The organism is Pseudoalteromonas sp. XMcav11-Q (assembly GCF_040104525.1).
Taxonomy (GTDB): Bacteria; Pseudomonadota; Gammaproteobacteria; order Enterobacterales; family Alteromonadaceae; genus Pseudoalteromonas.
The window spans coordinates 115,825-139,648 of sequence record NZ_JBECOX010000010.1 but is presented as its reverse complement, the minus strand read 5'-3'; the positions used below and the strand labels follow the sequence as shown (position 1 = coordinate 139,648).

At 44.9% G+C, this 23,824-nt stretch carries 19 protein-coding genes; 9 read left to right on the top strand and 10 right to left on the bottom strand.

Going from position 1 to position 23,824, the window contains the following annotated elements:
• Positions 1-189 precede the first annotated feature (189 nt).
• From ABMY45_RS16420 to ABMY45_RS16395, 6 genes are all read right to left on the bottom strand, one after another.
• Entirely contained in the window at positions 190-696 is a 507-nt protein-coding gene (locus tag ABMY45_RS16420; protein WP_206471123.1) for a hypothetical protein, read from the bottom strand.
• Positions 697-783: 87 nt separating this feature from the next.
• The gene (gene ltaE, locus ABMY45_RS16415) at positions 784-1,794 is read right to left on the bottom strand and encodes a low-specificity L-threonine aldolase (protein WP_206471124.1); all 1,011 of its coding nucleotides are present in this window, start codon (positions 1,792-1,794) and stop codon (positions 784-786) included.
• 331 nt (positions 1,795-2,125) lie between these two features.
• Positions 2,126-3,874 carry a hemopexin repeat-containing protein gene (locus tag ABMY45_RS16410; protein WP_206471125.1) on the bottom strand — a complete coding sequence of 583 codons (1,749 nt, stop codon included), beginning with the start codon at positions 3,872-3,874 and terminating at the stop codon, positions 2,126-2,128.
• A 114-nt stretch (positions 3,875-3,988) separates the two neighbouring features.
• Positions 3,989-5,575: a sugar porter family MFS transporter gene (locus ABMY45_RS16405; RefSeq protein ID WP_349289176.1), complete on the bottom strand. Its 1,587-nt coding sequence runs from the start codon at positions 5,573-5,575 to the stop codon at positions 3,989-3,991.
• Positions 5,576-5,581: 6 nt separating this feature from the next.
• Positions 5,582-6,589 carry a LacI family DNA-binding transcriptional regulator gene (locus tag ABMY45_RS16400; RefSeq protein WP_010607488.1) on the bottom strand — a complete coding sequence of 336 codons (1,008 nt, stop codon included), beginning with the start codon at positions 6,587-6,589 and terminating at the stop codon, positions 5,582-5,584.
• 69 nt (positions 6,590-6,658) lie between these two features.
• Positions 6,659-8,002: a GH1 family beta-glucosidase gene (locus ABMY45_RS16395; protein ID WP_349289175.1), complete on the bottom strand. Its 1,344-nt coding sequence runs from the start codon at positions 8,000-8,002 to the stop codon at positions 6,659-6,661.
• Between the two features lie 185 nt (positions 8,003-8,187).
• Here ABMY45_RS16395 and ABMY45_RS16390 point away from each other — a divergent pair, with 185 nt between their 5' ends.
• From ABMY45_RS16390 to ABMY45_RS16370, 5 genes are all read left to right on the top strand, one after another.
• Positions 8,188-9,438 carry a sugar MFS transporter gene (locus tag ABMY45_RS16390; protein ID WP_349289174.1) on the top strand — a complete coding sequence of 417 codons (1,251 nt, stop codon included), beginning with the start codon at positions 8,188-8,190 and terminating at the stop codon, positions 9,436-9,438.
• A 3-nt stretch (positions 9,439-9,441) separates the two neighbouring features.
• Positions 9,442-11,982, top strand: a complete 2,541-nt coding sequence (locus ABMY45_RS16385; protein WP_206471128.1) for an exo 1,3/1,4-beta-D-glucan glucohydrolase — start codon at positions 9,442-9,444, stop codon at positions 11,980-11,982.
• 249 nt (positions 11,983-12,231) lie between these two features.
• The gene (locus ABMY45_RS16380) at positions 12,232-12,636 is read left to right on the top strand and encodes a DUF1801 domain-containing protein (protein WP_130165296.1); all 405 of its coding nucleotides are present in this window, start codon (positions 12,232-12,234) and stop codon (positions 12,634-12,636) included.
• Between the two features lie 273 nt (positions 12,637-12,909).
• On the top strand, positions 12,910-13,449 hold the full coding sequence (locus ABMY45_RS16375) for a YqcI/YcgG family protein (protein WP_206471129.1): 540 nt from the start codon (positions 12,910-12,912) through the stop codon (positions 13,447-13,449).
• Positions 13,450-13,480: 31 nt separating this feature from the next.
• On the top strand, positions 13,481-13,642 hold the full coding sequence (locus tag ABMY45_RS16370; RefSeq protein WP_162836402.1) for a hypothetical protein: 162 nt from the start codon (positions 13,481-13,483) through the stop codon (positions 13,640-13,642).
• Between the two features lie 79 nt (positions 13,643-13,721).
• Here the strand turns inward: ABMY45_RS16370 and ABMY45_RS16365 are convergent, their stop codons facing one another.
• The 3 genes from ABMY45_RS16365 to ABMY45_RS16355 form a co-directional block, all read right to left on the bottom strand.
• Complete coding sequence (locus ABMY45_RS16365) at positions 13,722-14,300, bottom strand: LysE family translocator (RefSeq protein ID WP_249122666.1); 579 nt, start codon at positions 14,298-14,300, stop codon at positions 13,722-13,724.
• 597 nt (positions 14,301-14,897) lie between these two features.
• Positions 14,898-17,849, bottom strand: a complete 2,952-nt coding sequence (locus tag ABMY45_RS16360; protein WP_227387816.1) for a TonB-dependent receptor — start codon at positions 17,847-17,849, stop codon at positions 14,898-14,900.
• A gap of 70 nt (positions 17,850-17,919) precedes the next feature.
• Positions 17,920-20,574, bottom strand: coding sequence for a family 16 glycosylhydrolase (locus tag ABMY45_RS16355; RefSeq protein WP_349289173.1), 2,655 nt, complete (start codon positions 20,572-20,574; stop codon positions 17,920-17,922).
• Between the two features lie 453 nt (positions 20,575-21,027).
• On the opposite strand from ABMY45_RS16355, the gene ABMY45_RS16350 reads away from it, so the two are divergent.
• The 4 genes from ABMY45_RS16350 to ABMY45_RS16335 all read left to right on the top strand — a co-directional run bounded on the left by ABMY45_RS16350 (position 21,028) and on the right by ABMY45_RS16335 (position 23,381).
• Positions 21,028-21,501: a nuclear transport factor 2 family protein gene (locus ABMY45_RS16350; RefSeq protein ID WP_174170685.1), complete on the top strand. Its 474-nt coding sequence runs from the start codon at positions 21,028-21,030 to the stop codon at positions 21,499-21,501.
• Positions 21,502-21,599: 98 nt separating this feature from the next.
• A complete protein-coding gene (locus ABMY45_RS16345) occupies positions 21,600-22,400 on the top strand; it encodes an AraC family transcriptional regulator (RefSeq protein WP_010607478.1) in 801 nt (266 codons plus the stop codon).
• 1 nt (position 22,401) lies between these two features.
• Positions 22,402-23,085, top strand: a complete 684-nt coding sequence (locus tag ABMY45_RS16340) for an AzlC family ABC transporter permease (RefSeq protein ID WP_010607477.1) — start codon at positions 22,402-22,404, stop codon at positions 23,083-23,085.
• Positions 23,082-23,381: an AzlD domain-containing protein gene (locus ABMY45_RS16335; RefSeq protein WP_010607476.1), complete on the top strand. Its 300-nt coding sequence runs from the start codon at positions 23,082-23,084 to the stop codon at positions 23,379-23,381. The genes ABMY45_RS16340 and ABMY45_RS16335 overlap by 4 nt, the downstream gene beginning before the upstream one ends.
• Here ABMY45_RS16335 and ABMY45_RS16330 read toward each other — a convergent pair.
• Positions 23,355-23,804: a DUF4920 domain-containing protein gene (locus ABMY45_RS16330; RefSeq protein WP_206471133.1), complete on the bottom strand. Its 450-nt coding sequence runs from the start codon at positions 23,802-23,804 to the stop codon at positions 23,355-23,357. The genes ABMY45_RS16335 and ABMY45_RS16330 overlap by 27 nt on opposite strands.
• Positions 23,805-23,824: the final 20 nt, after the last annotated feature.

Here is a 23,824-nt window from a genome sequence, read left to right as displayed (position 1 = left end):
GGCACTTGGCTTTTATTCTTCATAGCGCTTAATCAATCTTTTAATTAAGCAAATTGGTATTATCAGCGAGACTTTCTGAGTCCAAAATAGACTATTCAATGTAGCTGATTGGTATAAAAGTGGTAAGTCAGCTCCTGTCTAATCTAAATCCGTGGTGAAATATTCTATAAGAGCCATCACAAGAGAGCGCTAAAATTGGTAACTAACTAAAAAGCTGCCATCAGCACGCTTTTTATGAGACTCGCCGCTTTCGCCATAACCAGCCACCAGCTTCACACTCCATCCAGACTGATTTATACCCGAGAAGTGATAGCTATAACTTAAACCTGCACCATTGGTGGTTTCATCATCAAGTAAATCGATAATTGGCTCAAAAATACCACATGTAATATCATCATCATCTTCACATGCTGGCCCAGCATCTCGTGCCCCCAAAGCCCCTAACACCACGCCTATTGCATGTTTGTTATTATCAGACACCGCTTTCTCATAGCCTATAGAAAACCCATCATCTAAACCGATAAGGTAATTTCCGTACCACCGACTATTACTATCGGCTTGTGGAAGAGAAAGTTCGATTTGACCAAAAAATGGATAGCCAGTACCAACAGAAAAATCGACCGAATTGGCAATGCTTACGGTGCTGATTAGCAAAGCAGAAATACCAAACGTCGCCTTTATCAACGAAGAGAGCATTGAATTTTCCTTATATAACTTTCGCACAAAACTAGCAGTAAACGTTCCCAAATAGAATACGTTAAATGTAACGAAATATAATACCTATCACATCAACAAATTGGTGAGTTCTGTTATTAGCTCATCCACATCGGCGCGGCTCACTCCCATATGCGTCACAAATCGCATGCCTTGATATCCTGGAGTGATATTGATGCCCTTTGCCTTTAACTGCTTTGCTATAGTAAAAAGATCAATGCCAGCTTCCACTTCAGCGAAGATAATGTTCGTCTGTACTAAGTGCTTGCATGGCTTAAACCCAGGCAATTGCTCAAGTTTATCAGCTAAATATTGCGCGTTTTGATGATCTTCCTCGAGACGCTCTACATTATGTTGCAAAGCATAAAGACCAGCCGCCGCGAGCATGCCCGCCTGACGCATACCACCTCCAAGCATTTTTCTAAGCCTTCTCGCCTTTTCTATCAATGCTTTATCACCAAGCAATAAAGAGCCAATCGGCGCGCCAAGTCCTTTAGATAAGCAAATAGTAAATGAATCAAAATGCTTTACGATTTCTGTGATATCAACCTTTAACGCGACTGCAGCGTTATAGACTCTTGCACCGTCAAGGTGGAGCTTTAAGCCATGTTCGTCACACAGCGCTCTGGCTTGTGCGATATATTCTAGACTTAACACCTTGCCACCAATGGTGTTTTCTAAACTAAGCAGCTTAGTTTTCGCAAAATGAAAATCATCAGGTTTAATCGCTTGCTTAATTCTTTCTAAGCAAATACTGCCATCGGCCTCGTTTTCCAATGGTTGCGGCTGAATAGAGCCAAGCACAGCCGCTCCACCCGCCTCAAATTTATAATTATGCGCCTGTTGGCCACAAAGATATTCATCCCCTCTTTCACAATGGCTCATCAGTGCAAGCAGGTTTGCTTGCGTGCCTGAGCAGGTAAACAGTGCAGCTTCAAAACCATGACGCTCAGCCGCAAACTGTTCAAGTGCATTCACTGTCGGATCATCACCATAAACATCGTCACCAAGCGGCGCGTCAAACATGCTTTGTTTCATGGCGGGGGTCGGTTGCGTAACCGTATCAGATCTAAAATCCATCAATCTTATCCTTGTCAAAAGAGGAGCACACAGCATAATACCAATTGAATTAATTCTCTAATCAATTTGAAGGGTGAAATAGCATATTAGCTTCGTTAAAAATTTCTCATTTAGAACAACTAAATATCAAAATTTTTGCCTTGCCTATATGGATATAGGTACCTTAGCGGTAGCAGGACGCGAGAGCGGTGCTACTAAAGCTATTTCCCCGCTTCAAGATAGATCATTTACTTAATACAACTGGTATAACTGAAAAACGCGGATTGAAGTAAAAAGCAAGATGAAAAAGGGAGTTGTTCACTCCCTTCAAGATCCGTTACTTTTGCAGTGTTTACTGCAACCCGGGCCAAGTACCGTTATCAATGGCTTTAGGATAACCCGCATCGACTTTGTCAAAAGTAATGCTATATCTTAGATAGCGACCGTCAGCTAAGAAGAAATAGGCACGCGTGTCGTTCCACTTTAATGCTGCACTTATCTTTGTCGCATAGGCACCAAGTCCCGGCCAAGTATTATCGTTGACAGCTTTGGGATACCCACTGTCCACTCGGTCATCTCCCAAGTCATAGCGTAAGTATTGACCATCATCTAGGAAGAAATACACCTTATCGGACGTCCAACGAAGGGTTGCGGTTATTTTATTTGCGTAGGCAGCAAGTCCCGGCCAAGTATTGTTATCAATTGTTTTAGGGTAACCTGCTCGTACCTTATCGCTCTGTACGTCATAGCTTAGGTATTGACCATCCGATAGGAAGTAGTACACCGTACCACTGTCTTTATAAAAACTTGCACGAATTTGTTCTGCATAATCCCCAAGTCCCGGCCAGTTGCCATTAGTCACCGATACCGGATAGCCATCATCCGTTTTATCTAACACAGTATCGTAACGCCAGTAGCGTGCATCTTCAGAGAAAAAGTAGCTTTTAGTATTGTGCCACTGATGCGCCGCACTGAGTTTCAGCTCGGTAACTCGATAACCAACATGCACACCCTGTTGCTCAAAGCTATAGTTATTGATGCCAGATACGGGCTGCGGGTCTTGCCACTGGGCAACACCCGCAGGCAAAGTTTCAATCAGTTGATCATTTCGATAAACACGCGTTTGTACATTCGCACCATTTAGCCACGTAAATAGTTTATTACCATAATTGAGTTTACGAACCCCTAAGTCACCGTACATCGGCGTGCTTTCAAAACCCGCTTGCACATTTGTTTCAATGCCCATGTAAGATAAAATCGTCGGTACAATCGCTGTTTGTGCTGGATAGCCATATAAACCAGAAAAGTCGGTATTAGCAGGATTAACATCTTTTGAGCTAAATTCTTTATTCAACACTTTGTTAGTGGCCATAAAGATGGTTTTTTCCGGCTCGGTTTGCTCACCGTGATGACAGCCAACAACCGGTGTACGGCCATGATCAGTGGTGACCATCACCAACCAGTTCTCACCGCTTTGCTCTCTTGCTTCAACCGCGTCGAGCAGTTTACCCAGTCGCTTGTCCGCATCTTCTACCGATTTATTGTAGGCAGAACCAAAGCATAAGCTGTGGCCCACAGCGTCCGGTTCATCTAAATGTAAAAAGACAAAATCTGGTGAGCCGCTGTTTAAGGTAGCCAGCGCTTTATTTAAATTATCGTCGTCGCTGCCTCCCTCCGATCTTCTGTCCATCAAGGCAACATCGTCACTGAAGAATTGCGTATGAATAGGTCCCCAAGTACTAAAACTTGAGATATCGGCGTTAGCATCATGTTCTGCGATGTAACGATAAAGACTGGGATAGGCTTTGTTTGCTAGGCCTGAGTCGTTGCTCGGCACTTGATGCTTATTCACCCAAACCCCAGTTAAAATTGTCGCCCAACCTGGGCCACTTTTGGTTTTTTGCTGTGTTTGTGTTTTTGCGATCCCGCCAGTGTAAGCTTGAGTTAGATATAGGCGATCAAAGTTCGGTGTATTATTGGCACCAATTTTTTCGTATTGCAGGCCATCGATACCAATAAGCAATACTTTGTTTTCAAGTGCATCTGCACTTGCGGTAAATGAAAGTGCAAGTAATGCACTGCTAAGCACGGGTAATTTCATTATCTTTCCTTTAAATGTGAATTCCTGGACTAGTCCAAGAAAGATAATAAATCCCAAACATGAAAAATCGTTTACAAAAAAATTACATGAAAAAATATTTTATCGCGGGTTTTGCTAACCTGCTCTTGCTTCCAAACTTTCGCTTAGCTGCTCCAAGCTCTTACCTTTGGTTTCTTCCACAAACAAAAATACCAGCGCAAACGAAAGCAATGAAAACAGACTGTACAATAAAAAGGTGGTGCTTGCCCCTAAATATTCAAGCTCCCACGGAAACACTAGTTGTACAGTAAAACTGGCGGCATTATTAATCACACCGACAACGGAAATCGCAACGGCTCGAATTGCATTTGGAAATATCTCCGAAAACATTACCCACATGACTGGCCCCAGCGACATCGCGAACGACGCGACAAAAAGGGAAATCCCAAGCAGAACCAGTTTTGCTGGCATATTAATACAGTGTGCGAAAATCACTGACTTGTATTGCCGGTACTCATCTGCAGTTAAACGCTGTTTTATCGCGTCATTAAATGCAACGTCGGAGGTGAAAGTCTGGCCTAATATTGGTGCTAATGCATGCGCAGGAAAATCGGCTACTTCTGTCTTAATTTCAGCAATATGTGCTGTATTTAGCTGATAAGTTGCTTGTTTAAAACCCCAGCTACACAACGCCATACTAAAGCAAATGCCCGTTAACCCGATGAGTAACAATGGCCGCCGTCCGAGTTTATCTATGGTCAATAGCGCAACGATGGTAAAAACCACATTGATCAGACCAATCCAAATCGCTTGCATAAATGCAGCATCAGTACCAATACCGCTTTGCTCAAAAATGGTCGGGGCATAAAAAAACACCACATTAATCCCGGTGACTTGCTGCGCGATGGCAAGCACAACCCCTACCATCAGAGGGACACGAAGTCGCTTACTAAACAAACTGCCCATTTTGCGCGCAAGCGACAAACTACTCAGTTGCAGTTTAGGTAACGCCGCTTGAATAGCATCAAGTTGCTGTTGTGCATTGTTGCTACCAAATAATCGCGTTAATGTGCGTTTAGCCTCTAGCTGCTGATCTTTCATCAATAACCACCGAGGGCTTCGTGGCAATAACAGTAACAACAAAATCCACGCCAGTGCTGGCAGCGCCTCAACACCAAGCATCCAACGCCATGTTTGAGTATCTATTTGCCAACCAGACACCCACATTGCTTCGCTATGACTGAGCTGAAGTAAGAAATAGTTAGTGAAATAGGAGATAAATAGGCCAACGACTATATTGAGCTGATTAACCGATACTAAACGCCCGCGCTGATCCGCTAAGCTGATCTCAGCAATATACATGGGCGCCACCATCAAAGAACAAAATGCCATTCCACCAATGAAACGCGCAATCACCAATGCTTCAAACGAAGTTGCGAAAGCCGAGCCAATCGCGGAGACAAAATACAAACACGCGGTCATCAGCAATGTTTGCTTACGGCCAATAGCGTCTGCCACCGGTCCTGCAATAAGTGTTGCGACCAACCCTCCTAAGGTAGGTGCACTCACGACTGTCCCTTGCTGCCATGGGGTGAGCTTAAAGGCCTCACTGATAAAGCCAATTGCACCCGAAATCACCGACGCATCAAAGCCAAAAATAAACCCGCCTAACGATACAATTAAGGTGTACTTTAATGCATTGGATATCGACAAGCTGGTCATCGCTTATTACTCTGCTTTTACGGCGATAGAATCGCGCAAGATTAAAGTTGGTGGGTAGAGATTTTCTACATCGGGTTGGTGCTTCTCTTTATACACATACTTAAGTACCCAACGCGCCGCCGCATTGCCCATTTTACGAATGGGGTTATCTATGGTGGTGAGTTTTGGATAAAGATATTTGGTAAATAACACATCGTCAAAGCCTACAACGGAAAGCGCTGATGGGACATCAAGTCCAGCTTCTCTGGCCGCAGTCATCGCACCTGATGCCATCTCATCGTTTGCGCAAACCAAGGCACTAAAGCGCTGCCCTGTTTGCATTAAATGATTAAATCCCGCGATGCCATCGGTTTCATGATAACCGCCTTCAAATGAGAGCTTAGGATCAAATGACACATTGTATTCAGCTAAGGCTTTTTGATGACCAGCCAGACGCGCTTTGGCGTCAAGCTTAAATAACGGTCCACTGATATACGCTATATCTCGATGTCCGCGCTGCAATAGCGCCTCAGTCGCTAAGTATCCACCCAGTTCGTTGTCAGTATAAAAGCAGCGCTCTGCCAACTCTGGAATGTGGCGGTTCACTAGCACCAGTTCTACATCTCGTCCCGCAAGCTCAATGAGATATTCATCACTGACTGCTTCTGCATGCACAATTAAGGCATCGCAGCGCCTATCCAATAAAAATTCGATGGCTTGTTGTTCCTTTTCTTCATCACTGTGGCCCGCAGCAATAATGGCATGTTTACCCGCAGTTCTTAGCGTACTCTCTATGGTGCTCATCATGTCACCAAAGAAAGAGCCGTGTAGCTCAGATACCATAAGCCCCACACTGTTACTGCGGTTAGAAGCCAAAGATTGCGCGATGGCGTTAGGTTTATAACCTAACTCTGACATTGCCGCGAGCACCTTCTCTTTGGTTTTGTCACTCACCTTTGCATTGCCATTCATCACCCGTGACACCGTGGCTAATGATACCCCTGCAGCTTTTGAGACTTCGTAAATCGTTGCCATATCTATTACTTTTATTCCATCAGTTGTATCTGCGCACTATACCAATTTTGGCTAAAAATGCGCATAGTTTTAGACACTTGATTTACGCTCAAACAGCATCGTTTGGTAGGCTTTTGCACTCGCCTTTAAAGTTCTTTGCTGAGTATGATAATCAACGTGCACAATACCAAAGCGTTGCGTATACCCCTCTGCCCATTCGAAATTATCCATTAAACTCCATGCAAAGTAGCCACGAATATCAACGCCCTGCTCCATTGCTTGATTAACCGCGAGCAGGTGAGATTGGAAGTAAGCCAGCCTTTGCACGTCTAATACTTCGCCATTTTCCATTTTGTCGTCAAAGGCAGCACCATTTTCTGTGATATAAAGTGGTGGCAACTGGTACTCAGCATGTAACTCCCGAAGCAATGCACAAAATGAGTCTGGCACGACTTCCCAGCCCATTGTAGTGAGCGTTTCGGCACTAGGCTCAACTTGTTCATACCATCCATTACCATCAGATTGATAAATATTTCGGGTGTAATAGTTCACGCCAAGATAATCAATGGGGGCAGCAATAATCTCTAAATCTCCAGCTAGCATATCTGGTTGTACGTCTTTGGGGAGCTGGGCAAGTAAATCTGGGTACTGCCCTTCAAGAATTGGCTTGATATACCAGTGATTACAGTAATCATCCGCGATTTTTGCCGCTTCCACGTCACAATGCGCTGTAGACACAGGATCCGCATTGGCAAAATTCAACACGACTCCATGGAGGCTATTTGGGCAATGCGCACTTAACACTTGCATCGCTAAACCATGGGCAAGAAGCAGGTGATGAGCTGCTTGTCGTCCCGCCGCTTGGGAGCGCAAGCCCGGTGCATGAATACCTAATTCATACCCCAAATGTGCACTACAAAATGGTTCATTTAACGTGGTGTACGCATACACTTTATCGCCAAGCGCTTTACATACCACCTCGGTATACCGTGCAAACGCCACAGCCGTTTCTCGATTCAGCCACCCGCCCTTATCCTCAAGCGCTTGTGGTAAGTCCCAGTGATATAGCGTGACAAACACTTTTAAGCCTTTAGCAACCAACGCATCGACCAATTGTTGGTAAAATGAAAGTCCAGCATCGTTAACCGTGCCATCATCATTCATTACTCTTGGCCAAGAAATAGAAAGGCGATAAGCGTCAACCCCCAAACTGGTTATGAGTTCAACATCTTGCTGCCACCTAGATATATGCTCACAGGCAATATCACCGTTACTACTATCCTTTATCGCGCCATCATGTTCACAAAACCTATCCCAAATTGACTCACAACGCCCACGCCGCTCACCTTCGATTTGAAATGACGAAGTCGCAACGCCGAAAATATAGTCTGCCTTCAACATGGCCGAGTGTGCTGGCAGGATAATTTTATTCATGGTTAATCGTTCCAAGTTATGTGTTCACGCCAAGGTACGAGCGTGTTGTGTTAGTCACAGTGCAAGGCAAAAACATTTTTTATTTGAATTCGTGTTCGCTTTCTGCAATCATCATTAAAAATGTAAGCGCTTTCATTTTTATAAATGTAAGCGCTTTACCAAAAAAAATCAACTAGGAGTTTGTCGTGAGCGTACCGTCTCAACCACAGGTTTCAGCAGCAATCGCCACGGGCCATACTGGTCAGTACCGATTTGCTTTGGGGGCCCTCACCTCACTATTTTTTATGTGGGGTTTCATTACTTGCTTGAATGATATTTTAATTCCGTACCTCAAAGGCGCGTTTGAGCTTAATTACACTCAAGCGATGCTGATCCAATTTTGCTTTTTTAGTGCCTATTTTGTTGTTTCGGTGCCAGCTGGCAAATTGGTTGGAAAAATCGGCTATCAAAAAGGCATTGTAACTGGATTACTTACCGCAGGCGTTGGTTGTGTGCTTTTTTACCCTGCGGCTGAAAGTGGTATCTACGGCGTGTTTTTATTCGCGCTATTTGTACTAGCGGCAGGGATCACAGTGCTACAAGTTGCTGCTAACCCGTTTGTTAGTGTACTTGGCTCTCCCGAAACTGCCCCTGCACGACTCACCATGACCCAAGCCTTTAACTCTCTTGGTACGACTGTCGCCCCATTTTTTGGCGCCATGCTCATCTTCAGTGAGGGAAGCACAGTTGAGGTGGGCAATGCCAGCGCAACCCAACTGCCTTACTTAATGTTGGCAGCCATGCTGGCGTCATTGGCTTTGATCTTTGCCTTTATCAAACTTCCCCAGCTAAGTAGTACTACTGAGGAAGTCACCACAGGTGAAATCAAAGCATGGCAGCATAAACATTTGGTGCTTGGTGCAATCGGTATTTTCGTTTATGTTGGGGCGGAAGTGGCGATTGGCTCAACACTCGTTAGCTTCTTACATCAACCGGACATTGGCAACATGACCGAAGCCCAAGCCGCAAAGCTCATCGCATATTATTGGGGTGGAGCCATGGTCGGACGCTTTATTGGCGCGTTAGTCATGCAGAAAATATCGGGTCGAACCGTGCTTGCTTTTAATGCAGCCTGTGCATTTGCATTAGTACTTATCGCAGTATTTAGCAGCGGTCAGCTCGCCCTTTGGAGCATTTTGGCGGTCGGGCTTTGTAACTCCGTGATGTTCCCGACTATCTTTAGCTTATCGTTGAATGGGCTTGGAAAACAAACGGCACAAGGCTCTGGTATTCTCTGTCTTGCTATTGTTGGCGGTGCAGTTATCCCGCTATTTCAAGGGATGCTAGCAGACGGAATCAATCTGCAGCTATCATTCTTACTGCCAGCTTTATGCTATATCTACATCGCCTACTTTGGATTAACAGGCGCAACTCCCCAGCGTTTCAAGAGTAATTAAGACATGAAAACGAAAATAACCATGCTAAGTCTTGCAATGGCTGTCGCAACCTTAACCGGATGTAGCGAAAGCCCAAATAAAACCAGTGTTGATGCAGCTCGCCAAGTGAAAAATTGGCCAGCGCTGACGCCTGCTATCCAAACCGATAACAATCTAGAAGAAAGAGTTCGGTCGATACTCGCTAAGATGACTCTGGAGCAAAAAATTGCGCAGATGATCCAGCCTGAGATTCGAAATATTACCGTCGCAGAAATGCGAGAATACGGATTCGGCTCATATCTCAATGGTGGTGGCGCATTTCCTTACAACAACAAACATGCAACGCCTGCTGATTGGGTCAAACTTGCCGAAGCGCTTTACCAAGCATCGATTGACGATAGCCTAGATGGCAGCACTATTCCTACCATGTGGGGAACGGATGCGGTTCATGGCCACAATAACGTCATTGGCGCTACGCTATTTCCACATAACATTGGCCTTGGCGCGGCAAATAACCCAGATCTCATCGAGAAAATCGCCCACATTACCGCAAAAGAAGTGTTAGCCACCGGGATTGATTGGATCTTTGCCCCGACGGTCGCGGTGGTACGTGATGATCGCTGGGGACGCACCTATGAAGGATACTCGGAGCATCCCGACATCGTAAAAGCGTATTCCAGCGCTATTGTTAAAGGCTTACAGGGCGATCCTAAGGCGGACTTTCTTGGTAAGAACCGCGTGATCAGCACGGTAAAGCATTTTGTCGGCGATGGTGGCACAGTTGATGGTGACGACCAAGGCGACAACATCGCCTCTGAAAAAGCATTAATTGCACTTCACGCTCAAGGCTACGTAGGCGGACTTGAAGCCGGAGCACAATCGGTGATGGCATCGTTTAACAGTTGGCATGGCGAAAAAGTGCATGGCAGCCATTATTTGCTTACCCAAGTGCTCAAAGAGCGAATGAATTTTGATGGTTTTGTGGTGAGCGATTGGAATGGTCACGGCCAAATAAAAGGCTGTACGAACGACAGCTGTGCAGAGGCCATTAATGCCGGCATTGATATTGTCATGGCCCCGAACGACTGGAAAGCCTTGTACAACAATACGCTAGCGCAAGCAAAAAGCGGCGCTATCGCGCAGTCTCGCATTGATGATGCAGTAAGTCGTATTTTAAGAGTTAAACTCCGTGCGGGACTTTTTGAAAAACCAAGTCCTGCAAATCGTCCATTGGCTGGCAACTCAGAAATCATTGGCGCAGAGTCGCACCGTAAAGTCGCGCGCCAAGCCGTACGTGAGTCACTGGTTTTACTCAAAAACAAAGATCAACTATTACCACTTAAACCGAACCAACATATTTTGTTAGCAGGCGATGGTGCCGACAATATCGGCAAACAATCGGGCGGATGGAGCATTACCTGGCAAGGTACCAACAACACCAATGCCGACTTCCCGGGCGCTACTTCTATTTATGATGGTATAAAGCAGCAAGCAGAAGCGGCTGGTGGCACCGTCACATTAAATACTCGCGGTGATTTCGAAGATAAGCCTGACGTTGCCATTGTGGTATTTGGCGAAGATCCCTATGCAGAAGGCCACGGTGATAGAGCAACACTTGAATACAAGCCGTCTGATAAATCTGATCTCGCATTACTCAAACGCTTTAAACAAGCTGGAATTCCTACAGTGGCGGTGTTTATCAGTGGTCGCCCAATGTGGGTAAACCCCGAACTCAACGCATCCGATGCATTTGTGGCGGCATGGTTACCGGGATCTGAGGGAATTGGGATAAGCGATGTATTATTGGCCGACAAAAATGGCCAAGTTAAGTATGATTTTACTGGCAAGCTTAGTTACTCTTGGCCAAAAACGCCGACACAAATCGTAAATTACCAAGATGAAAATTACGACCCGCTTTTACCTTATGGTTTTGGCTTACGTTATTCAGACCAAAGTGTACTAGCAGATAATTTACCAGAGCAAATACAAACTCAGGCAAATCTCGCCAGCGGTGTAGACTTGCTGGTAAGATCAATCAATAAACCTTGGCAAGGCCATTTATACAGCAGTGCCGAAAATCAACTGATAAATGCCAACACCCATACGCTTGGTGGTATTAGCTACCGCACAACGGACAGAGAAGTACAAGAAGATGCCATTCAGCTACTTTTTGACGGTAGTCGACGCAGCGGCTTTAGACTCGCTAGTGAAAGCTACTTTAGAGAAGACATAAGCCCAAGTATTCCAACCGACAGCGCTCTTACCTTTAAAGTACAAGTTGATGCAGCGCCAGATAAACCGGTTTGGGTAGCGATGAGCTGTGAAGGCGAAGCGGACGCAAACGGCTCATGCACCGCAAAAGTCGATATTGCTAAGCAACTTCAAGCTATGCCTTTAGCCAAATGGCAATCACTAAGCATTGACCTCAATTGCTTTACAACCCAAGGCATGGACTTCACTAAAACCGTTGTCCCTTTCGAGCTTTCAACCGCTGGAATACTAGAGGTAACGCTGTCTGAGATACAGATCTCTTCAGAAGCATCACCAACACTAAGCTGCAATTAGTCCCCTTAACACGATGTGGGCACGAGGCTGTGTTCACATCGTTTTTTAGTGTCTAATGAAGCAACTTTAATGTGGACTAGAATTTAAGAGATCTAAGGTAAGCCAATTGTCTGATGCGCTCGTTTATTCTTTTTACAGGGCACAAACAAGCGATTTAAAAAGTCACACCAAGAGCACACTTGCCCTCACCAGCTCAATTTAATACTCTACTTTATGAGCTAAATGAGCTAACACCAAGGAAGAGCCAGAGTGTCAAACATAGCCGAACAAGTGATTAGTACCTATCCACCTGCTGCACAAGCAAAAATCAGGGCACTGCGAAGCCTCGTTATGCAGGTTGCCAGTGAGCAAAACTTTGGCGCAGTGATTGAGGCAATAAAGTGGGGAGAGTTAAGCTTTAATGTTAAATCGGGTAGTCCTTTCCGTATGGCTTGGAAAGCCAAAACACCTACTAACTATCACCTTTATTTTCACTGTCAAACGAAGCTAGTTGATACATTTAGAGTACTATTTTCCGACGAGTTACAGTTTGAAGGAAACCGAGCGATAGTCCTTAAACTGGAAGAAGACATGCCAGCCGCGCTACTCTACCGCTGTATCGCCATTGCAATGGACTATAAAAACCTCAAAAACTTACCTTTACTCGGACAATAACAACCAATCTGGGTAAACCTTGCCCGGAGCGAAAAACCCACCGTTACCAATTTTTACAACCGTGTACTTCTTACCTGAATAAAACGTGAAAAATTTACCCCATTAAAACACGAAGATTAAAAATCAATTAAATTCAATAAGTTAAACATTTAAATTTGTGGTTCGAGCCTTGCTTACATAGTGATAGATAAACAATGTAGATGCATTTCGCCATTCAGCATTGGAAACCACCAAAACCAACTAGCGCAAATAACAACATTAGGAGCATAAAACATGACACCACAACCCGAGCTGCAAGATAGTTTTATTGATTTCGTGAACAAGCAGCAATTTCCATGCATTTGTGGTGGTAATAGAGCCGAATTAGCATTTAACCATGTTGAGGTTTTAGGTTTTGGCGATCTCACCTCAAGACACAACAACTTTAGTTTGATAACGAGCCTCTATTCTTTTGTCGAAAAGGTAGATTTTGACAACATGAAAAGTGCCGCGTTTGTGGCGGTTTTTGAGCAGAGCCAACACTTAGATGACAGCGACTTTAATAAGTCTGTTTGGCGTAAACTGCAGGAATTGCAAAACCTAGTTTCGCAGAGCACTCCGAGAGGGCCGCATTCTCAATCGTCAGATTGCAGCAATAATTTTCATTTTAATTTGGATGGCGAGCCGCTTTATATCACTTGTTTAAGCCCTACAAGCGCATCGAGAAACAGAAAGTTTAAGTACCCAGCGATTGTTTTTAACTTAATGCCTCAGTTTGAGGTCCCACAGAGTTTCCGTGTCGTCGAATCACACATAGAAACCCACAGAATTTAATGCACATTGTACCAACGGAGAGGAACTAGATATGAGCAACATCATGGTAATCGATTTTATTATTTACGTCGTCATTGGCATATTAACAACTTTGGGTTGTTTTGGCTTAATGAGTGCTTCAAGCGCTTATTCAAATCTAAGTAGCCCAACCAGTCGCACTAAGGCGAGTAAGCCTGCTGCAGTGCGGAGCTAAGCGATGCCGAATTCAAGCTTTGCTCCCTTTAACTACTCGCGGGAAAAGGGAGTATGCTTACATTTTTAAGCCACTCAAACTACTTACCGGCGGCAACTAAACCGGCGCCAAACCCAAAAAACACGCCACCGCTCACTTTGTTCATCATCGTCATGCTCTTCGGTGACGACAATTTAGTCTTAGCAAGGCCAGAAAACACCGCATAAGAAATATGCACCATAAACACCAGCAGGCTAAAGGTAAAAACCAGCAACATAAATTGCGGCATAAAGGCATTTTCCACATTGATAAATTGCGGAAAGATAGACATAAAGAAAATAACAGCCTTAGGATTGGTGATCGAAACAAAAAAGCCTTCTAAAAAGCACTTTTTCATCGTACTTGCAGCAATAGACTTGCCTAATTTACTCTCACCTTTAGTTCGCCACATTTTGTAGCCTAAATAGAAAAGATATGCAGCGCCAATAAATTTAACGACCGTAAATGCCAACACGGAACTGGCTAAGATCACACCTAAACTTGATGCCGATACCGCGGCGACAATCAAAATCCCGAGCGCGACACCACAAATACCAGCTAAAGACTTGGCAAAGCCTCTTTGAATTGAGTTATTGATAGTCAGCATCACCGCAGGCCCTGGTAATAGAATTGTCGCCAAAGCGACACCTACAAACAGAAAATAATTGTCCAAAACATCAACCCCGCAAACATGTCCGATTCACACTCACTGCATCATCACACTAAATCATGAATTTACAAAGTAATATGCGATAGGTGGGAGCTACGTACTGAGTTTATCAATGATATTCATCTTCGAACTCAGCCTTATCATTTCCCTATGCAATATGCGCTTGAATGAGCGCGACATAAAGTCGCCCCTACTGAAGTAAGTAGTTTAGGGCCAAAAAAATGCAGACTCATCGGTCTGCATTTTTATGCCAATTTGCTTAATTAAGTGAAATTGGTATTAGGGCCTGTTGATCTTTCAAGTTTGTTTTTGCAGCAGTTTGATTGGTATTTATACAAGGCAGAGCCTGCGTAGCATAGTTATTCTATGTAAGTTAGGCGATAACACAGTAGAAATGCCAATCAAGCGCTGCCCTTTGGGTTCCCCTGAGTGCGCTTTGTTCATTGTTGCTCAACTTTTGCTTAGATTACTAGGCGGCAAGTCGAGCGTCGCGATCAAAACACACTCAGGAGAACAAAAATCAAACAGCAAAGGTCAACAGGCCCTAGTGAACTGATGCGAAAAAGATCACTCAAAAGTATACCTCACACCAACCGAGTATCTTGGACCGTATTGACGAGCAAATAAGAATTGCTCTTCATAACGACCATATCCTTGCTCGGTTTCATTGTTTAAGTTTATACCTTCAAAGAACACCGTAAACTGCTCATCAATATCGTAATTCACACTAACGTCCCATTGACCGTAAGACTTGGCATATTGCGGTGGTGCATCTGCCGAGCCTTGCGCTTGACCTACCCCGATAAGATAAGCGTCACGCCATGCGTAGGTTAACTTCACAGATAACCCGTCTTTTTCGTAAAATGCTTGGAAGTTAGCCGAGTCACTCAACCCCGTCAGCGGTGCTTGCTGCACTAGGCTTTCACTATCAAACTCAACATCGCCATCAACAAAAGTTGCGTTAACACCAAGGCCAAAACCCGTTTCACCAAATAGGTGCTGTACCGCCACTTCAAAACCATCAACCGATTTGCTATCGGTATTTTGTGGCTGACTGATGTTCCATACCATCAATGGATCGTCACTGCTTGGTTCAATTTTGCCATCGGCATTACCGTGACCATTGGCGATCATTTGCGCAAAAATGGCATCACTGGTTGCCTGCTCTCCACGGGCTTCAATGTCTGCAATCGCTTGTTTATACCTTGGACCATTGTAAATATCGTAAAGACCTTCAATGGTGGTTTGCGTGATTGTGGTTTGAATAAAGTTATCGACCTCTTTTTTGAAGTAGCCAAGTGACGCGTAACTTCCTTCGTTGTAATAATATTCAAGTGAAAAATCTAGGTTTGTCGACTCAAACGGTAATAGATTTGTATTGCCTCGAGAGCCAGTTCTCGCTCCTGGTTTTGGGCTGCCTGACAAACTTCTGCCACCCGCAAGATTACTAAGCGGCGCACGCGACATTGTTTTGCCCCAAGACGCTCGTGCAATTAAATCTTCGGTGATATCAAAACGCACATCGATCATCGGTAATAGAATGTCGTAATCCCCTTCCTGCGTTAAGAAATTGTCATCACCGCCTGCAGCGTATTGCATAATCCACTCAGATGGACTGTCCCAATTCACTTGCGTTTCCACACGCTGACGCACCACACTTGTCACATCCGTTTGTTCATAGCGTAGGCCTGCGTTGATCTGCACAAAGTAGTCAGAAAATTCAAACTCCCATTTGGATTGCAAGTAGATGCTGTCAGTGGTTTCATCAACTCGACTTTGGCTATCTATGCCATCAAAATAGGCATCCGCCGAGTAGTAGTCAGCACCGATCACATCTTCTGTAAGATACGCAAGCTGCCTTGCAATAGCTTCATCAAAGTCATAGGTATAGTAATACCCCGGCTGTAGGTCACTGCCACCACCAGCGAATTGGTCTAGCAAATCGCCAGTTTCATGGCGCGTAAACATGCTATCTGGGAAAATTTCTTTAAACGAAGGGTTAAAACCCGGTCCTCCTCGCAAACCACTCCACGCTTCATATCCCCCAGTTGACTGTTCAGTGCGAGCTGCACCAAACTGCACACTGACTAGGCCAATATCAAAACTGTCGTTAAACCAAGTGGCATCAAGTTGTAACTGCTCGACTGTCGCCTCTCCGGGAGAATGGATAAATTGGCTAAAGTTAGAATCAATTTCACTTGCCATGAGTTCATTCGTGCCATTTTTCCAAAGCACATTTGCATGTGGCACTTCGCCCTGCCGATAGTCATAAATCTTAGTGAGTAACTGATCTGAGCCTAAGATGATTTGACCATCACTACCCAAGCCTTTATCTGCGCCATTATCGGTTTCGTTTTTCGAGTCGTGATAATCAAGCTCTACATGCCAATTATCGTTAATTTGCCAGTCCAGATTTAAGCCAAGTGAACGCGCCTCGACTTCCGTCGTATTCCTATTAGCAGTAAACGACGCATCATTACCACCAATATCGGCATAAACCGCGGTGCCATTTGCATCTAACTCATAGGCGTTAATATTACCGCCAAACTCATTCCAAATACCCCACCCCACCGTATTAGAGCCAGTTACGGCAAGGCTTGCCGTATAATCTAAGGTGGCAACAAAACCGTTAGTTGGTGCATATTGAAAGGTAACTTGACCGTTCGTTCTTTCTCGCTCTAGATCTTCGATGCCGTAGTTCATGTCTTTTGGAAAAAAGTAATTTCCGACTTTATTACCCTCGGCATCTTCAGCACGGCCATCAATGATTTTAGATGGGTCTAAATCAGGTAGATCAACATTGGCCTGCCAGCCTTGAATATTGGCTTGCTGCTTTTGAAAATCACGTTGCTGATGGGAGAAGGAAAATCCAAAACCAAAGGTTTCATCGGCAAAGGTATTACTATAAACCGCGGAAACCTCAGGTGTAACATCATCTCCCGCTTCGTTAGAGGTATCAACAATCGCCTTTGCTGTTGCGCTAAAGTGTTGCCCTGGGCGTTGTAGTGGCTTACCCGTGACAATGTTGACCAAAGCCCCTAAACCGCCACTTGGTACATCAGCACGTCCGGTTTTATATACCTCAAGCGCACTCACGCCTTCTGCGGCTAGGTTTTCCAAGTTATACGAACGAGTATTACCTGTGCCCGGCATTTGACGACCATTTAATGTCACCAAGTTAAAATCAGGCCCAAAACCACGTACGGTAATTTGGCTGCCTTCACCGTTGGCGCGGCTGACCGAAACACCGGTGATCCGCTGTAAAGACTCGGCTAAGTTGGTATCTGGAAATTTCCCCATTTCCTCTGCCGAAATGGCATCCATAACCCCCGATGCGGAGCGCTTTAAATCCATAGAACGGATCAAACTTCCGCGGATCCCTTTCACTTCGATCACTTCGACTTTTTCGGCTGTTTGTTGCTCTTCTGCTTGAGCTATGCTGACCATACCCGCATTCATCGCTATTGCTAGCGACAACTGAACGGCAAGCTTACTTTTATTGAATTGTTTGTTATTCATGACTGCCCTGCGATTCTATTCTTGCTGCTGGATCACCGAGTTCAAAGCACTATTGGCGATCCACACTGGCTTATTGACTGATGATTTCAACATTGTCTATGCGGTAAACGGCGCCTTCACCCATTCCCCAGCTGGGGAATACCATCAAGACATCAATGGCACTAATATCGAGTCCTGCATCGTACAAAGCTTGAAGTGGAAACGTATACGTTTGCCATTTGCCAACTTCTGGAGCTTGACCTTCAGCGCTTTGGTTTAGAGCAAGCTCTACCGCCGCACTAGCATCATTTGACTCAATTTTAAACAGCCATTGAGCGTCAATATTTGCAGGTGCTGAAGTCACCTTCATATCAAACTTAACTACGCCAGTTTCTAGTAAATGGGAAGCATCATAATAGACATCGTCATCCGCTAAGAACCCCATCACGGTTGGGGTTGCACCAATAACAAATTGCGCAACTTGACCATGGGCTGCATCTTCGTCTACTTCTATTGTGGGTGTAGAGCCACCACAGCAATCCCAAATTGACCACTGCTCAGCAGCTTGATCTTTGAATAAGCTTAGACCGCCACTCGCCTTGTCACCGTCAGGATGAAAGATTTTTGCGTTATCAACACGATAAACCGCACCGCTACCTGAGCCCCAAGCTGGGAAAATCATCACCACATCAATTGCACTTGGATCAAGACCAGCCTGAGCCAAAGCTTCAATTGAGAAAGTATAGGTTTGCCATTCACCGGCCTGTGGCGCTGCACCTTCTTGTGATTCAGATAGTGGTAGCTCAACCGCACTCGCGGCATTGTCAGACTCAATTTTAAGTAGCCAAGGGGCATCAGGCGTTGACGGTAAGCTCATGACTTTCATCTCAAACTGTACTACGCCACCTGCTAAAATTGCAGTTGCATCAAACGGCTTTCCAGCTCCGCCCACTTCTGTTCGAGACGAAAACCCCATTACCGTTGGTGTGTCACCAATCGTAAATTCAGCAACAATACCATGCGTCGCATCGTCAGAGACTTCAGTCGGTGTCGAGCCACCACAACAATCCCAAAGCGGCCACTCAGCGTTAATGGCATTTTCAAATAAGGTCAACGAAGGTAAGTTTGTATCCTGTGCAATCTCAACCTTATCAACACGATAGATAGCACCGTTTCCGGCACCCCATGCTGGGAAGATCATCACGACATCAATAGCTGATACATCAAGTCCTGCATCAGCCAACTGCTGTAGTGGGAAGGTATAAGTTTGCCACGAGCCTGCGGCTGGTGATTGTCCTTCAACGCTTGCAAAAAGATCGAGTTCAGCAGCGCTAGAAGCACCTTGGCTTTCAACTTTAAATTTCCATGCTGCGCTTGGGTCTGAAGGCATTTGCGTCACTTGCATATCGAACCGAATATAGCCCGCTTCTAGCATACTCGTTGCATCAAATGGCGAGGCTTTACCGCTTGGATCTGTGATAAATTCGGCACGGCTGGTAAAACCATTTACGGTTGGCGTCTCACCGACCACAAACTCAACAACATTGCCACGGCTTTCGTCTGCAACCAATGCAGGCGTAGAGCCACCACAACAATCCCAAGCTGGCCAATTAACATTAAAATTATCATCAAAGATGGTTAGGTTTTTAGCGGTACCCGAAGAAGGTGGCGACGGAATAGGTGCTTCGCCTTCGACTAACGCATCCTCAAGGTCGTCGTAGCCTGAACGCACCGTTTCACATCCTTTGCCCGTTTCAGGGTTAAAGCCGCATTCATACACTCTGACATAGTCAACCACAAACGATTGTCCGTTCACAAAGGCGTCCGAGTCGATACCTTTATTATTAACGTTTTCAGGCCAATCACCGCCAACGGCAAGGTTTAAGATAAGGTGAAACTGTTGATCAAAAGGCGCACTATCCCAATGAGTAACCAGCTCGCCTGAGCCTTGCTCGTAGTATTCAGCAAACCATCCACGGTGTTTTAAACCAACCGCTTCTTGCTTTGAGTTGTAACGAACCTCCGATTGACGTTGCGTGGCATAGAGATAACCATCAACGTACCAACGGATCTCACCCTCTTGCCACTCCACAGCATAGGTATGGAAGTCATCGGCTGGATTTACACCATCAGGTATGGCGTATGCTTTACCGGTGTGAACATTATTAGGCCAATCACGGCCGTAATGAAGCGTGCCATGCACGTTAGATTCAACCGAGCCATCTTCACTAGCGACCTTGAGATTTACCGCTTCCATAATGTCTATTTCACCAGACTTGGGCCAGCCACCGTAAACCTCATCCGTAGGCAACATCCAAAACGCGGGCCAACTGCCTTGCCCGCTTGGTAGCTTGGCCCGCATTTCGAATCTGCCATACTTAAAGTCAGCTTTATATTTGGTGTTCAATCTTGCCGAGGTATACGGCAGTTGTGCGCCTGCTTGCGCAGGGGTAGCGACAATATTCAGCATGCCATCGGCAATAAACGCGTTCTGTTCACTGTCGGTGTAACACTGTTTTTCATTGTTGCCACCGCCGTCGCAATTTACCTCGTGCGTCCACTTAGATGTGTCTATCGCATCGCTATCAAATTCATCGCTCCACACTAGCGTCCAGTCTGAAACCGGCGCTGTGGTATCAACGGATTTATAATTAGTTTCTGTCTCGGCGCTTCCGCCACATCCCGCTATGATAGCCACAGAGATTGCGGTACATAGCCTTGTTAATTTTCTTGCTGCAATTTTCATCAGTTACCCCGATGCAAAACGTCGTTGTCAAATGGTTGAATGCTAAGAACTTTATTATTTAACCTGAGGCTTAGATAAGCCGTCGATTAACTCATCGTTTCTCAGAGCAGATTATTTAGCTATACGCTGGAAGACTACTCAGCGCGTTCCTAGCAACAAATGTAAGCGCTTACAAATGGAGTTAAAAAAACACACGCAAAATGTAAGCGCTTTCACAAAAGTAAACTAAGTTAATTTATTCGTCAATATTAAATTGTCATAAGGTGAAAATCTGCATGGTATAAATACACACTTAACAGATCAGTAGCATCTAATAAAACCGCAGCAGAAAAAGCTGTAAAGGGGCTTTACATGTTTACGCAATCGTTACGTCAAGATAAATCATACGCTTTAGCTTGGTTGACAATACGGTTAAATTCACTGAGATTATTAGCAAAAAATTAGGGGCACGTTATGAAATCATATTTCCTTTTAGTTGCAGCGGCAGGTGTTATGAGTGGTTGCATGACCACCAACCTAAGCAGTAACCAGCGCCTCTGTGAAGCGACACTACACAATTACATAAAATATCGAGATTCGGGTTCAGCACAAGCATACCAAAGTGTTTTTACACAGGATGCAACATTTAGTATTCCAGCACTCAATATCAATATTACTGGTGCTGAAGAAATAACAATAAGGCAGCAACAAGCCATAAAAACAACAAAAAGTATGCACATGATAACCAGTGCCGATATTCAACCTATCGAGGCAAATAAGTTTAGTGCTAAAAGCTACTTTGTTCTTTATCAGCAGCCAAAATCTCAATCAGATACCCCAATCACCGTATTTAACGGTGTGTATGAAGACGAGCTTAAAGTAATCGATGGCCAATGCTTAATCAATCACCGCCTTGTTAACGTGCTTAAAAAAGAAACTTGGCATTAGGCGTTGTTAACCCGGTTATTGTTTGTGGCATTGTGCAATTTTGTACAAGACTTTTTGAGTGAAGACAGATACGCTTTTCATCAATGGGGGAGAGAATTATGCAACACTCAAAGTTTAGTTTTCATCGTGAACTCGGTGGCCTAGAAGTACTACACAACATTGATAAGCAGGAAGACTTTGGTAGACATAGCCACAGCGGCTATACGCTTGCCTTAGTGGATAGTGGTGCACAGCGATTCTACCGCAGTGGCGGTGAACACTTAGCTAGTCAGCATAGTGTCATTTTGATTAATGCAGAGCAGGTGCACGATTGCAGAAAGGCGTCAAAAGATAAGTCTTCGTACCGTTCACTCTACCCAACGCCTGAACTATTTAATCAGTTTCTTGGTGATGGCAAGGCAATAGCTCCTTTTTTCCATGATGCAGTGGTACACGACCGAGCGCTTGCGGCACTCATGGACACCACTTTTAACGTCTTAGAATGTGATACCAGCGTGCTTGAAAAGCAGTCTCAGCTTATTACTCTGCTATCTTATTTAAGCAATAAGCAAGGCAAAGTCACATTCGATACAAAAACCCCTTCGGTTAAGCAACGAATTACCACTGCACGCCATTTTCTTTTGGATAATTTATTTGAAGATGTATCACTCGACTCCTTAGCGAGCCTTGTCGGCATGAGTCCCTTTTACTTTATTCGTGTGTTTAAGGCCCACACCGGCCTCACTCCCCATGCCTTTCAAATACAACACCGGCTTAATCATGCCAAGGCATTACTGCGCAGTGGCAAAAGTGTTTCCCATGCAGCATTAAGTGTAGGCTTTTATGACCAAAGCCATTTCAACCGTCATTTTAAAAAGAATATGGGGATCACTCCCAGTCAATATAGCAAGGCTTGTTAATATGAAAGTCGCAGTATGCAAAGGCTTTTGGGATATGTTGCCATTAAATCTCGCCGTGCTTCCTTGGGGAATATTGTGTGGCTCCCTTGCCGTGCAAAATGGCTTTACGCCGCTCGAAGCACAGTTAATGTCGTTATTAGTTTTTGCAGGCTCGGCGCAGTTAGTGGCAATAGAGCTTATTGCCAAAGACACCGCGCTTATCACCTTGCTTGCGACTACCTTTATTATTAGCGCGAGACATTTACTCTATGGCCTTGCTATCCGCAATAAAATGATAGATAAGCCCCTTAAATGGCGTGGCCCCATTGCGTTTTTTCTCACTGACGAATTATTTGCGTTTTCCCATCACCACCGTGCCTATCAAGGCAAACTTCGGCTCGTGTATGCGCTCATCGCTGGTGGTAGCTTTTATGTTGCATGGAATCTGTGGACGCTCATTGGTATTGTCGCAGGTCAGTTTTTACCTGACTTGACCAACCTTGGCTTAGACTTCGCGATTGCGGCAATATTTATTGCTTTAGTGGTCCCGAGTATTAACGCATTACCCGTGTTATGCGCCTGTTTAACGTCGGCCGTAACTATCTTAGTGTTCAAACTGATCCATTTTGAATTTGGTTTAATCGCCTCAGCGCTGCTCGGAATGTCGGTAGGATATGTGCTACAAAGTAAAAAGGAGCGTGTATGATCACCACTATTTTAGCCATGGCTTGCGTCACGTTTGCAACTCGGTATTTATTTTTGGCAAAACAACTGCCTTTTACTATCGGCCCTAAACTACAACGCTTTTTAAGTTTTAGCGCCCCTTGCGTACTGACTGCCATTTGGGTACCCATTGTATTCATTCAGAACAAGCAACTTGCCATCACGCCAAGCAACCCCTATTTGGTCGCCGCAACGGTTGCGGTAATACTGGCGTTTCGCTTTAAAAACCTCTATGTCACCACGTTTGGGAGTCTAGCTGTGTTTTATCTGCTGTACTAAATGCGAAATGGTTACAGCCGTTGGATTAAATCCCAAGCGCATAAGTGCCGTTTCATCGCCTGCTTTACTCACGCAAACCAATGCGCGCTGGTTTAGCGCTTCGAAGCGCCCCGTCACATGGGCTTCACGGCCAATCGCAGCAAGCGGAAACACCATATCGCCTTGCTCAACTTCGATATTTACGTCTAGGCCATTTGCTACTCGTAGCGTCATCCAGCAACCTAATTTTCTGCAAACATGAGTGACCACCCCTTTTACGGTCACAAGGTTTGTTGTGTAGTCATTAAGATTTGGCAATATGTGCTCTGCCTCGACTAACTTAGACATGTCTGCACCACCGGCAAATTCTAGCGGGCTTGAAAAGCTAAACCGAGAAAATACCGCCAAAGAGAGTGCTGTTAGTTTTATCGTATCCTTCATCATTGCGACTCCATAGCTTTTAT